The organism is Croceitalea sp. P059, from assembly GCF_031846365.1.
Taxonomy (GTDB): Bacteria; Bacteroidota; Bacteroidia; order Flavobacteriales; family Flavobacteriaceae; genus Croceitalea; species Croceitalea vernalis.
The window spans coordinates 393,370-406,765 of sequence record NZ_JAVRHW010000001.1 but is presented as its reverse complement, the minus strand read 5'-3'; the positions used below and the strand labels follow the sequence as shown (position 1 = coordinate 406,765).

The window sequence follows — 13,396 nt, the reverse complement described above, 5'->3', positions numbered from 1 at the left end:
GGGTATATTTAGTTTGATGGAACATTTAGAAATAGAACGTAAGTTTTTGGTAGTATCTGACGCTTATAAAAAAGATGCAACTTCAGAAACTAGAATAGTGCAAGGCTTTTTAAATACTGCGCCAGAGAGAACGGTACGGGTTCGAATAAAAGGCAATAAGGGGTACTTAACTATAAAAGGAAAAGGAAACGAATCTGGCACTACACGTTTTGAATGGGAAAAAGAAATTAGTTTTAATGATGCTACAAATCTTATTGATTTATGCGAACCTGGAATTCTAGAAAAAATACGTTTTGAGGTGCCCGCTGGTGAGCATCTTTTTGAAATAGATGAGTTTTTAGGGGAGAACGAAGGATTAGTAGTTGCTGAAGTAGAATTACAAAATGAAGATGAACGCTTTGATAAACCAGATTGGTTGGGTGATGAGGTAACTGGGCAAATAAAATACTATAACTCACAGTTAACTAAAAAATCTTTTATTAATTGGTAGCTTATACTTATTACTTAAAATTAATGTTTGTTTAATTCCGTATCAAGTATTTTAAGAACATTAGCCAGTCTTTTTTCTGTTATTTTTAAATATGAGCGTCTTGTTTTAAAAGTATTATTTAATTGCAAGAGATTATTTAAATACTCGTGATTAACGCTTAATAGTTCATAATTTATTGGACTATAAACTTCGGTTGCAACGACATCAAACTCTTTTAAGCGAATAGATAAATTAGGGTTTATTTTAAACAATTGGTTTGTTAGAGGATATAGTTTATTTTCAATTTTGTTATTCATAATATTCTCTCTCGTTTTTATATTGGCAAAGTCTTTTTCATAAAGTGATAGAATACCATTGAGCAAGCTGTCATTTGAAATTATTTTTGCCATTCCATTACCCAATAATTTATAACCAGAGTTTGAATTATTAAAAAAGCTCTTCCGATGTATTAATGCGGTATAAACGGAAATAGATTTATCGTAATTTTTTTCATTAAGACGAACAAGTAAGCTATCCATAGCCCAACCATTTACCCTCACCTTTTTTATTAAAATCTGAAGTTCATTTTCATTTTCATAAAGATCTGCTCTTAGTTGTTGTAATAATTTTAATTCCTGTTTATCCTGTATTCGGCTTTCATTCCAATTGTTTATCTGCAAAGCAATCAAAATGCCAATGACAACTAGTACTATTTCACCAACTGCATATTTAAAGTATTTGGTAGTTTTACCCTCTAAAAGGAGGTTTTGACGAATTTTTCTAAAGAATTTAATCATTGGTTTTTTCTTCTTCAATCAATTTTACAATTCTTTGCCCTTTTATTTTTAGGCTGTCATAAACATAAAAATATTTTTCAGTGGCAACTCGTTGCATGATACCAAGCATTTTTGAGTTTTGATAAATTTGCTCTAAGGCTTTTTCTTGGTCTTTTTTTGAGAATTCGTGTGGTGCTTTAGAACTTCCAAAAACTTTATAAACCATTACGATGTCTTTATAGCTTACATCATAGAGCCCTGCTTCCATATTTTCTATGAAGTTGTTTAAGCTTATTTCACTTTCATGTATTTCTTCAAAATAGGCGTAATAATCGAAAATGGCATCTTCTAGCCGTTTACCTTTCAGGTTAGCGATATACCCAGAGCTTTTTAGTGCATCAAAACCAGATTGATTGACATTTAAATATTGTTCCCCAAGTATCCGAACTATTCGCGGCACTAAGTTCATAGGCATAGAATCTAGGTAAGTATAATTTATATAGTCTGCTGCAGCAATGTTTTGACGTATTCTAAGAGCCTTAACCTGATTAATTTTTAGGGTGTCTGATTGTATGTTTTTACTCAAGCCGCTTAAATAGCCATGAAGTTGTTCAGTAGTCTTTCGTTCCTCATTCCAGTTATTAATCTGCAATGCAATTAAAATACCAATAACTACAAGCACAATTTCCCCAAAGGCATATGTTAGATATTTGCCAGTTTTACCTTCTGAAATTACGTTTTGTCGAATGCGGCGAAAAAATTTAAACATGAAAGAGATAGCCAACTATGGCTAGAGGTTTTAGATTGATAACTTCTTGAAAGTTAATCAAATACTTCTAAAAATTGATTAGATGTGCTCTGCTCTTGCTGAATCTAGTTTAGGGTTCAACAGTTTTTGCTTTTTTAGGCTTTTCTTTAACCAAGAAAATAATGCTACTGAAAATCCTAAAACACCTAAAATAACAGCAATAAGAAAAATATTAGGTAGAACAGTTACAACCGTACCTGTATTTAATACCCCCAAAATAAGTAAGGTGGATAAGGGAAAGGACATTGCAAGTATGCTAATAGCATAATTGTTATGAAAGGTTTTCTTTTTTGCTTTGCCTTCTTTTTCTAGGGTATCAATAGCTGAAATATGTGCAAAAGGCCAAAAACTACAGGCGCTTAGTCCAAATGCAAGTAATAGTAATATTTCATTTTGTGCTCGTAAACCGGTAAGTAGAACAAAAAGGCCGCATATCATGAATACTAAGCCAGCTCTTAAAGACAATAAAGAAAAGATTTGAACGAATTGTTTTCTTTTAATTTTTACAGCCAGCCCAATAAATAGAAGTACTAAAGGGGTCATTATCAAGCTCAATTTCTCAAGAGTTTCACTTATTACAAATGGTAATGAATTCATATTTAGGCCAAAACCTAATAACACTAAGGCGACGGCAATAAAGATGTTTACGGGTTCAGAAATCATGGCCTTAAGTAATGAACCTATTTTGGAAGAACCACCTTTTTGTTTTTTGTCATGCAATCTTAAGTACCAATTCATAGCAACTAAGTATAAAATGACCAAAACAAAGACTTTATTACCTAAATCTGCCATTGCAGCTTTGGCCAAATAATCTTCTCCTAAAAATTCTAGAATAAATGGAAAACATGATAAACCGGGTGCCAATGATGGTACCAGCAATCTGGCGGTTCTAAATTCTGAAGTATTTTTTTTAATTCCTAAAAGGGGCAATACTAAAGGAAAAATCAAAAATAAAAGCAGGTTAAGCCCAAGTGCCAAAAGGGGTAACAACAACAAATTCAATTCAATCTGAACACCCAAAAGGGCTATAAAAATGGTAGCAGGAAGCGCAAGATTTAAAATAATCTTTTTGATACCAGTTACCTCTTCCTTTGATTTAAACTTAGCTTTGAGTAAAAAACCAATGAAGATGAAAAATAAGAAAACTATCGTTTTTTGAAAACTAATATCCATTTGACTAAACGATGACTTTACCTAATGCATCCGTAAAAAGTTTCATTTCATCCATAGTACCCATACTTACACGACACCAATTTTTACCCATAAAATTAAATGCTCGAACACCTACTTTTAAATCGGTCATCTTTTTCAAAAATTCTTTCCCTTCCATTTCAATAGGGAAAATCATAAAACTGGTATGAGATGGAACATATTCAATGCCCATTTTGGTAAGTTCAGCATAAACATATTCTCGACAGGCCGTGTTCTTTAGTCTTGAACTTTCAATGAATTCCGCATCGTCCATGGCACCCATAGCTGCGTAAACAGATGGATACGAGATTCCCATTCCAGCTCTTGTTATTTTTTGTAATTTATCTAAGGTTGCTTCTTGAGCAACTGCATAACCTACTCTTAAACCTGCCATACCGTGAATCTTCGAGAACGTTCTGGCGATAATAACGTCTTTACCTTCATTGATTAATGATACCATACTTTTCTTAGCGCCATCATCTAAAAACCATAAATACGCTTCGTCAACAAAGACCGGTACTTTTTCAGAAACTCTTGAACAAAAATCAAGAAGCTCTTTTGAATCTGTTATGGTACCCGTAGGGTTATTAGGGTTACAGATGTAAACTAATTTTGTTTCTTCGTCAATAGCTGCTTCCATGGCCTTTAAATCATGAGACCAGTCATCTTTTAGTGGTACGGGTTTCCAACTACCGCCAGCAGCTTCTGCAACCCGAATTAATGACATATATGCTGGGTCAGCTGAAACAACATTACCCCCATTCATGAAAAGTACCATTGCAGTTTTTTCTAAAAGATCGGATGAACCAGGGCCCATCATGATATTCTTAGAAGTAACGCCTTCAAATTTTGCAATTTTGTCCACTAATTGAAAAAGTTCTTTCCATGCATAACGATTGCCGCCAGAAGCGGAATTTTTTAACGCATCTAATGCCATAGGTGATGGCCCATATGGGTTTTCATTAGCATTAAGCTTAGCTTCTAATACAGGGAATTCTCTAAAATTTTTCGGCAAATATTCTTTAAAAAAGGGGCTATAAATAGCGTCCCCATTTTGATCAAGTTGCAAAGGAGCTGTTGAAGTTTCGGCAAAGCTGAAGTAGGGTGCTGCCATAACTCCACCTGCGGTAAGCATTCCTTTTTTTAACCAGTCTCTTCGGTTTAATCGGGTAGTTCTCATAGGAATAGTTTTTTGAATTAGCTATGTCTCTAAATTAGAAGTAGCTGTCAATAAATCCTATGGTAAAACGATAAAAATCAAGGGGTTAAAATATGATATATGTATTTTTAAGCTATAATAATTATTAATTTCAAATGTTTAAACGAAATTATTTAGCAAAAACACCTTCCATTTCTAAAAGCGGTATACGTACTAAATTATTTTCTGAAACGGTATTTTTCTCAAAAACAAACCGTTTTTCATACAGCTTGTTATCAGCATAATAGGTAAGATAAAATTCATTATTTAAGCTGAGTATGTCTTCAGTAATCATCTCAATTTTTTCAAAGCCTTTGGCCTTAACTTCGCCGAAAGCATAACGCATGGTTGAAGTTTTAACATCTCCCTCGTATCCTTTTGACACCACTAGCGCCATTTCTATTGAAGTATTTCGATTATTTATGATGTAAGCGTTCCAGTCTTTAGATAGAAATTCTTTATTCCATTCATGAGCAACGGCAACATAAACATCCTTGACTATAGGAATTTCAATATCCTTTTTCATAATCGAAAACTATAAGGCGTTTTTAAATTGCTCTAAAAAACGAATATCATTTTCGCTTAATAAACGAATATCAGATATTTGATGAAGTAAAAGGGCAATACGATCTATACCCATGCCAAATGCAAATCCAGAGTATATCTCTGGGTCAATGCCACAATTAGTTAAAACGTTCGGGTCAACCATACCACAACCCATAATTTCTAGCCAGCCTGTGCCTTTGGTCATTTTATAGTCAGTCTCTGTTTCCAAACCCCAATAAACATCTACTTCCGCGCTAGGCTCTGTGAACGGGAAATAAGAAGGGCGAAGTCTAATTTTAGACTTACCGAACATCTCAGAGGTAAAATATTGTAATGTTTGTTTTAAATCGGCAAAAGAAACATTTTTATCAACGTATAAACCTTCTACCTGATGAAAAAAGCAATGTGATCTAGCTGATATCGCCTCGTTACGATAGACCCTGCCTGGTGAAATTGTACGAATAGGTGGTTGGTTGTTTTCCATATAGCGCACTTGAACGGAAGAAGTGTGTGTACGTAACAAAATATCAGGATCTGTTTGAATAAAGAAAGTATCCTGCATATCACGTGCTGGATGGTATTCAGGTAAATTTAAAGCGGTAAAGTTATGCCAGTCATCTTCAATTTCAGGACCTTCTGAAACATTGAAACCTATTCTAGAAAAAATATCAATAATTTGATTTTTGACAATCGAAATTGGATGTCTAGCCCCAATTTCAATAGGGTCTCCAGGTCTTGTTAAATCGCCAAATTGTCCTGAAGATTCAGATTGATTTTCAAGATTTTCTTTTAGAGAATTTACCTTTTCTGCAGCAGTACTTTTTAATTGATTGATGACTTGCCCGAACTCCTTTTTCTGCTCATTAGGCACGTTCTTGAATTCAGCAAAATACTCATTGAGCAGCCCTTTTTTTCCTAAGTACTTAATTCTAAAAGCTTCAATTTCATCTTTAGAGGTACTATTGAATTGTTCAACGATGGCCAGATGCTCCTTAAGGGTGTCAATCATGATTAGCTACTTTGTGCCGGCAAATTTAGTGAATTGTCTTTGAAGAAACCTTAAGGTATGTCCTTCTTGATAAAAGCGATTATAAATAAAGTTATACTACATCTTTAACATTGGTTAAAACCCATGAAAGGCAAGTATCAAAATCTTCAAAAATATGTTCTTTAGGTATTAAGTCAGGGATAATATCAATTCGCTCCATCATATATTTTGGTTGATCTAAAACCTTTACGAATAGTACCGTTTTATTTTGACTTTTTAAATCATGAAGCACATCTTCCATAGCATAAAGCCCAGACTGATCTATATATGGCATGCGACCAAGTCTTATTATAATTGTAGATCCACTATTAGGAATTTGTTCAGCCAATTGCTGAAATTCGCTGGTTGATCCAAAAAATAATGGTCCTTTAATATGTTTTATAAAGACTTCTTCTTTTAAATTTTTAGGAAATTCATTTTCATCTGGCCAAGCTTCTTCAGCTAAAGGTTTGACATCTGAATTTTTTGCAGTTAAGTCTCCTATCTTTTTCATAAAAGTTAATGAAGCCAAAACAAGCCCTATACCTACCGCGTATACTAAATTCCATATAGAAGACAACACCATAACAACCAGCATTATGATAACCTCAGAACTGAGTTTTAATGGTCCGATTTTGATATCTTTTGGTAGATAAGGAATGGCTTTTAGTCCTTTGTAATCCATTACACCAATACCAACAGTTATCAAAATACCTGCTAGAACCGCAGCAGGAATTTTTGAAGCAATAGGTCCTAAAGCAAGAAGAACAACTAACAACAAAACGCCGGCAATCATTCCAGAAAGTTTTGTTTTGCCGCCTGATTTGATATTTACAACAGTTCTGATAGTTGCACCAGCACCTGGGATTCCGCCAAAAATGGCTGCAATGCTATTACCAAGCCCCTGACCAATTAATTCTTTGTTAGGTTTATGCTTGGTTTGGGTCATATTATCCGCTATTACCGACGTTAGTAATGAATCGATGGCCCCTAAAAGTGCGAGGGTTAATGCTGTAAATATATAAGGTGTTATTGAACTAATATCGAATGCGGTAATAATCTCGAGATTAGGAATTGGCAACCCACTTGGGATTTCTTCTATTGGCCGATAATTTAATTGAAATCCATATGCAATTCCAGACATTACAAGTAAGGCTACAAGAGTACTAGGTACTGCTGTAGTAATTCTTTTAAAACCATAAATTATAATTATAGTTCCAAAAGCCAAAATTAGTTCTAGCCAATTAATGTTTTTAAATGCGCGCCCTAAAACTTTAAAAGTACCTAAAACACCTGAGGCATTATTAGCAGCTAATGTTTGGGCTTCTTTTAAAATTTCGGCTTGAGTTGTTTTTTCACCTTTATTAATGGCTTCTTCAAAATTTTTCAAGGTTAAAACAGATTTCCCTTGCTCTTCTTTTAAGATATTTTCAAGAATTTTTTCTTTTGCACTTTCCTTAAATGTAGAGACATATTCAACATCTTCTTTTGGATAGTACCCTACCGTTGGTAAAATTTGCGTAATAAGAATAATAACGCCAATGGCTGTCATAAAGCCAGACACAACAGGATAGGGAATATATTTTATGTAGGTGCCAAGCCCAAGAATACCAAGCCCAATTTGCATAATACCAGCCAATAAGAAGACAGTTAAAATGGCAGGCAAGGCCTTACTCACATCACCGTCATTAGTGGCGATAATACCTGCGATTACAATCATACTTACGGCCGTCATCGGAGCAGTTGGACCAGAAATTTGAGTGTTTGTTCCTCCAAACAACGCGGCAAAAAATCCTATAAAAATGGCACCGTAAAGACCAGCGCTTGGGCCAAGACCTGAACTCACACCAAATGCTAGTGCCAAGGGCAGAGCAACAATACCAGCAGTAATTCCTCCAAAAATATCTCCTTTTATATGCTTAAACATAGGGTCAATTAATTTTATAAGATTCAGAATCCAAGATACTTATTTTGCGGGAACAAAAAAGGTCAATGATGATTCATCATTGACCTTTTTATAATATTTGCTTACCAATTATAGAAAATGCACCCTGCCATCAGCAATATCGTACATAGCACCAACAATGGAAATTTCACCATTATCTTCCATATCTTTAAGGACAGGGCTCAGGCTTCGTATGTCTTCTATTGTTAAATGAATGTTTTTATTGGCAACTGCATTCACAAAATCAAGATTCTTTGAATTTCGTTGAGTATCATCAGAAGGTTCATTAACTGCTCTAACTGCTGGTTTAATCTTATGAAGCAAAGTAGTTAGATTACCCATTTTAGCGTCATCACAAGCGCCTTTAACTGCACCACAGCTTGTATGGCCTAAGACAACAATTAGTTTTGTACCAGCAAGTTTACAGGCAAACTCCATACTACCTAAAATATCTTCGTTTACAATATTTCCTGCAACTCTAGCGCTAAAAATATCACCAACACCTTGGTCAAAAACAAGTTCTGCAGATACTCTTGAATCAATACAACTTAAAACTGTTGCAAAAGGATATTGACCTGAAGTTGTTTGTTTCACTTGTGTTATTAAATCTCGGCTGGTCATTTTTTTCTCAACAAAACGCGCATTGCCTTCTTTTAGAAGAGTTATTGCAGCATCTGGTGTCATTACAGCTTGTGTTTCTTGTGTTTGTGTTATCATAATATTATGCTGTTTTCTTTCTTAAATTAAAAAATTCAATATAACTAGGAGGGTTTTCTACAATACCTCTCTCAGAGACTAATTTAATATCAATGTCTCTTTCTTTAGCTTTAAATGAAAAGTCTTCTAAAATTTCAATGATATCGTTGTCTAAATAACGCGTTTTTCGCACATCTAATTCTAAATAAGAACCATCAGGTAAACGGTCTAACTCTTTAATGATAGCCCCTTTATTAAAGAAGGTTACTTCTTCAGCTAAAGTCATTTTAAATTTGCTTCCATCATTATTCTCTTCAATATGTAAAAAGTGTGAGTTCTGGTAGCTCTTAATTAAAATAACCACAATACCAACAACTAAACCGATACCAATACCCCAAAGAAGGTCTTTAAATACTATTACTAAAACGGTAACAATAAAGGGCAAAAACTGTTTCCAACCTAATTTCCACATGGTTTTAAATAACTGTGGTTTAGCTAGTTTGTAACCAACAATAAACAATACTGCTGCAAGCACAGATAAAGGAATCATGTTAAGCAATGATGGAATTAACATTACCGAAATGAGTAAGAAAAATCCGTGAACAATGGCGGAAAGTTTTGTTTTTCCACCTGATTGTATATTCGCTGAGCTACGAACGATTACTTGAGTAATTGGAATACCACCAATTAAACCAGAAACTATATTTCCGGCACCTTGAGCTAGTAATTCTCTATTCGTAGGAGTAACTCTTTTTTGTGGGTCCAATTTATCTGTCGCTTCAACACATAACAGTGTTTCTAAACTGGCCACTAAAGCTATTGTAAAACCTGCTATCCAAACTTCTATTTTAGTAATTGCGCTAAAAGCAGGAAAACTAAATTGACCAATAAAACTATTAAAGCTATCTGGTACAGGTACGGCAACTAAATGATCATCAGTTATTACAAAAGAACTATCTTTTGTAAAGACATAAAACAGAATACCAACTACAACAGCGACTAGTGGCCCTTGAATTAGTTGAAATATTCTTCCCTTTTTAGAAAGGACATTACTCCACAAAATAAGTATAATCATGGCAATTAAAGCAATTACTGTTGCACCGAGACTATAATTACCGCTTATAATACCACTGATAGTATTAAATATTTCTGAGAATGTGTTTTCTCCATCTATTTGAAAAAATGCGAAGTCGCCTTCAGGATCTTTATCATACCCGAAGAAATATGGAATTTGTTTTAATATAATTATAATTCCGATACCTGTTAGCATTCCTTTAATGACAGAAGAAGGAAAATAATAGCCAATTATTCCAAGGCGAAGAATACCAAACAATAACTGAATAACACCTCCTAAAACTACTGCTACTAAAAAATTTTCGTAACCTAAAGATGCTATAGCCGCTAAAACTATAGCCGCCAAACCAGCCGCTGGTCCGCTCACGCCGATATGCGAACCACTAAGTGATCCAACAAAAATACCACCGATAATTCCAGCAATTAAACCTGAAAAAAGTGGAGCGCCACTCGCTAATGCAATACCCAAACATAAGGGGAGTGCTACAAAAAATACCACGATACTAGCGGGCAAGTCGTTCTTTAAATTCTTAAACATGTGAAATAGTTTTTAGTCTTCTTAGCTGTTTAACTTTTTGAAGACAATTAAAAAATTGGTTAAAGATTCCTGATTTAAATTACCTCTTTTGGTGGTGGTAATACAATTTCAGAGGAGATATCTGAATATGGAAGGAGTGAAATTTGATTTCTAGTAAGCTCCTGAGCTAAATAAAGACTTCTGTTTTGAGTTGAGTTCGAAAAAAAGAGTTCATTTTCATCAAACTTTTTCTCTGTTTCGTTCTTATTATTTTCTTCTTCATTGAAATCAATAACTAAAGCATTGTCATTATCAGAAGTGCACAGCGATTCTATTGACGGCGCTAAAATAGAAACGACGAGCATTAAAGAAATTAGCGAAAATGTAATAGACTTTGACATTTAGAAAAATGAGCAGTAAAGATAATAGTATAACTATTGAATCTTGTTAAATCTATTTTAAAATTTTTTTAACAGTTTTAAGTTTTCTGCGAGTAGCCAGCCCGTCTGTCCATCCGGTATTTTAACTTTTTGCCAGTCTCCTAATTGCTCAAGCACATTTACTTTGGTTCCTTCATGAAGGGTGAATAGTCTTTCACTACGATTATTAGGTTCCGAGGTCACTACAATTTCACGACTAAAAATGATGGCAGGATTGTCTTTTTTGAATTCATTGAATTGAAAATAAGCCATAACAACTGAGAAAACGGCCAAGACCATAGCGAGAACACTAACAATAAATGAAATTCGTTTGTAGGTGGCGTTATATAAAAAGTAGTAGATAATATAACCTAAAACGAATAAGAAAACCATAAAAACAGCTAAATATGCCCATTGTTCAAATGAAAAATAATTGACAACACTATTGTAAAAACTGACTAAAACCGTTTCGGGCATTTCTTCAATAGCATCAAGCTTCATATTATTGGCATAACTCAAATTGTTTTTTATTTCAACATCATTGGGTTTAAGCAATAACGCTTTTTCATAATAATAAATACTGGGGCCAATTTCTCCGAGCTTATAGTAGGCATTTCCTAAATTAAAATAGAGTTCGGACGAATGTTGTTTGTTTTCTAGAATTTGCTCATAAAATCCTATAGCTTTTTTATAATCACCTTCATTGTATGACCCAGTCGCATGTTGAAACAAGGTGTTATTCTGGCCAAAAGCGCCGAATGATATTAGAAAAAATAAGATAGCTATATAGGTTTTCATAACTGTTTATCTATTCGTGAGATTACTTCACTTGCCTTATTGTAATCCTGTTGCATTTGAACCTCGGTAAATGGACTATACCGTGCCATTTCACAGTTTTTTAAAAGACCAATAAAGTCTTGTATTTGTTCATCTGATACCTTTTTCTCACTTAATAAAGAGGTGATTTTTTCTTTGCTAAATTCTGAAGTTTCAATCTTAAGTTTTGCCTTCAAATAATTATGTAAAGCCTTTTCTAGAGCGATATAAAAATTATCTTCATTACCTAATTCTTTTTTTGCGGTTGACAAGTATTTTCTTGCTAACCTATTTGCTTTCTTCAGCCTATTTCCTTCAACATTTCCTGCATCTTTTTCGCGTTTTTTTCTAAACAAAATAACTATTGGAATAAGTAATAAAGGACCTAATAGCAGCAGATAGAATAAGTTTGAACCAAAAAAATAGTTAACATTCATTCTTGTCAAATTAGGTTTGACTTTAATAAAATGAAATTGCTTACTTGTTGGAACGGCTACTTTAGCAACACCAGTATTATCTATAATTTGATTATCGGTTGGCCCCTCCATCACATCAATAGTGATTTCGTCAGAGTCAATTGTATTATACTTCTTAGTTTTCGGATTAAAGTAACTAAATGAAATTGAAGGTATTGGGTATTTTCCCCTAAAAGATGGTACAACCGTATAGTGGTTTGCAACCTTCCCTTGCATACCTGAAATTGTAGTTCTAACACTTTCATCAAACTCAGGTTCATAAACCTCTAAAGCACTTGGTAAATCTGGTTTAGGAAGTTGAAATAACTTGAGATTACCTTTGCCAGTTACTTCTACAACTGCTTGTAGTGATTCAGATGCATTCAAAGCGGTTTTACTCGTTGATACTGAAAAATCAAATTCGCCTACAGCACCCCCAAAATCAGCAGGTTTTCCGGCCTCAGGTAAGGGTAGTACATTTAAAGTTCGACGACCTGCTGAAACCGTTTTGTTAGCTTGACTATATATTTTACCTCCAAAAAAGTCTCTTCTATTTGTAGGCACGTCTACAAAAATTTCGAGTGACAAAGGTTCAATGTCTAGTTTTCCAGATTTTTGAGGATATAGCACTACTCTTTTAAGAACAACACTACGATAGGGTTTACCCTTATAAGTGCCATTATTAGTGGTGTATTTAGTAACTGGAATATCTTGACTCCAGAAATTATTGTATTTAGGGCTATCTACAGGTCTGAAATTTGTCACTGAAATAGATGGACTAATATAAAGTTTGTACACTACGGTAACAGCCTCATTAAGGTATGGATTGCCCTTAGAAACCTCGGCAACTAAATGCAAGCTTTCATCGGCAACATCATTAGCAGTTTTTGGGGCATTCGGATTTTCAACCGCTGCCGTTACCACAATCGTTTTTGGCAAGGTTTTATAGGTATTACCATCAATTTCGATAGTAGATTGATCCAGCTTAAATGTGCCTTGTTTGGTAGGTTTTAATATATAAGTGTACGATTTTGCAAAACTTCTTTTACCATTAATCCATGATGAACTTATAGATTGTGAAGGCCCCATTATAACATTAAAGTTTTCAAAACTAGGAGGGTTAAAATTATCACCGTCCTTATTCATCGTGAATTCTACTCGTAAACGCTCATTTAAACCAAGCTTTTCTTTGCTAAGTTTTATTTCGAAAGTGACCTCTTCTTTTTGTTCTTGTGCAATAGTAAGCTTACCCAGAAGTAAAAAGGGGAATAAGATTAATATACTTTTAAAGAACTCTTTAGGCATTACCAGTCCTTTTCATTTTTAATTTTAGCGCCTTTAACTTTTTTAGCTTCCATTTTTTCTTGCACCTTTTTTTCTTCGTTTTGCATGGCTTCTAACAAGTTTTGAATCTGTTGTTTTGAAAGTTGATTAGGTCTAGGCTTATTCTTTTCTTCAG

Annotated in this window: 13 protein-coding genes; 1 reads left to right on the top strand and 12 read right to left on the bottom strand. The window is 34.1% G+C overall.

Translation table 11 applies throughout. The annotated features are described in order from the left end of the window. Positions 1 to 16 precede the first annotated feature (16 nt). Positions 17 to 490: a CYTH domain-containing protein gene (locus RM542_RS01760; protein WP_311383988.1), complete on the top strand. Its 474-nt coding sequence runs from the start codon at positions 17 to 19 to the stop codon at positions 488 to 490. A 20-nt stretch (positions 491 to 510) separates the two neighbouring features. On the opposite strand, the gene RM542_RS01755 is transcribed toward RM542_RS01760, so the two are convergent. The 12 genes from RM542_RS01755 to RM542_RS01700 all read right to left on the bottom strand — a co-directional run bounded on the left by RM542_RS01755 (position 511) and on the right by RM542_RS01700 (position 13,242). Beyond that, positions 511 to 1,266 carry a DUF6090 family protein gene (locus RM542_RS01755; protein ID WP_311383987.1) on the bottom strand — a complete coding sequence of 252 codons (756 nt, stop codon included), beginning with the start codon at positions 1,264 to 1,266 and terminating at the stop codon, positions 511 to 513. After that, positions 1,259 to 2,014, bottom strand: a complete 756-nt coding sequence (locus RM542_RS01750) for a DUF6090 family protein (RefSeq protein ID WP_311383986.1) — start codon at positions 2,012 to 2,014, stop codon at positions 1,259 to 1,261. The genes RM542_RS01755 and RM542_RS01750 overlap by 8 nt, the downstream gene beginning before the upstream one ends. Before the next feature lie 78 nt (positions 2,015 to 2,092). Beyond that, positions 2,093 to 3,226, bottom strand: a complete 1,134-nt coding sequence (locus RM542_RS01745) for a permease (protein ID WP_311383985.1) — start codon at positions 3,224 to 3,226, stop codon at positions 2,093 to 2,095. A gap of 4 nt (positions 3,227 to 3,230) precedes the next feature. Next, entirely contained in the window at positions 3,231 to 4,424 is a 1,194-nt protein-coding gene (locus RM542_RS01740; RefSeq protein ID WP_311383984.1) for a histidinol-phosphate transaminase, read from the bottom strand. A gap of 148 nt (positions 4,425 to 4,572) precedes the next feature. Beyond that, a complete protein-coding gene (locus tag RM542_RS01735; RefSeq protein WP_311383983.1) occupies positions 4,573 to 4,968 on the bottom strand; it encodes a hypothetical protein in 396 nt (131 codons plus the stop codon). Positions 4,969 to 4,977: 9 nt separating this feature from the next. Next, the gene (gene pheS / locus RM542_RS01730; protein ID WP_311383982.1) at positions 4,978 to 5,997 is read right to left on the bottom strand and encodes a phenylalanine--tRNA ligase subunit alpha; all 1,020 of its coding nucleotides are present in this window, start codon (positions 5,995 to 5,997) and stop codon (positions 4,978 to 4,980) included. Positions 5,998 to 6,088: 91 nt separating this feature from the next. Continuing rightward, complete coding sequence (locus tag RM542_RS01725; protein WP_311383981.1) at positions 6,089 to 7,942, bottom strand: SulP family inorganic anion transporter; 1,854 nt, start codon at positions 7,940 to 7,942, stop codon at positions 6,089 to 6,091. Between the two features lie 108 nt (positions 7,943 to 8,050). Beyond that, positions 8,051 to 8,677, bottom strand: a complete 627-nt coding sequence (locus tag RM542_RS01720) for a carbonic anhydrase family protein (protein ID WP_311383980.1) — start codon at positions 8,675 to 8,677, stop codon at positions 8,051 to 8,053. 4 nt (positions 8,678 to 8,681) lie between these two features. Next, positions 8,682 to 10,268 carry a SulP family inorganic anion transporter gene (locus tag RM542_RS01715; RefSeq protein ID WP_311383979.1) on the bottom strand — a complete coding sequence of 529 codons (1,587 nt, stop codon included), beginning with the start codon at positions 10,266 to 10,268 and terminating at the stop codon, positions 8,682 to 8,684. Between the two features lie 74 nt (positions 10,269 to 10,342). Further along, positions 10,343 to 10,648, bottom strand: coding sequence for a hypothetical protein (locus RM542_RS01710; RefSeq protein WP_311383978.1), 306 nt, complete (start codon positions 10,646 to 10,648; stop codon positions 10,343 to 10,345). A 57-nt stretch (positions 10,649 to 10,705) separates the two neighbouring features. Then, positions 10,706 to 11,464 (bottom strand): tetratricopeptide repeat protein, encoded by a 759-nt coding sequence (locus RM542_RS01705; RefSeq protein WP_311383977.1) that lies wholly within the window; start codon positions 11,462 to 11,464, stop codon positions 10,706 to 10,708. Further along, positions 11,461 to 13,242, bottom strand: a complete 1,782-nt coding sequence (locus RM542_RS01700; protein ID WP_311383976.1) for a BatD family protein — start codon at positions 13,240 to 13,242, stop codon at positions 11,461 to 11,463. Before RM542_RS01700 ends, RM542_RS01705 begins: the two co-directional genes overlap by 4 nt. Positions 13,243 to 13,396 lie beyond the last annotated feature (154 nt).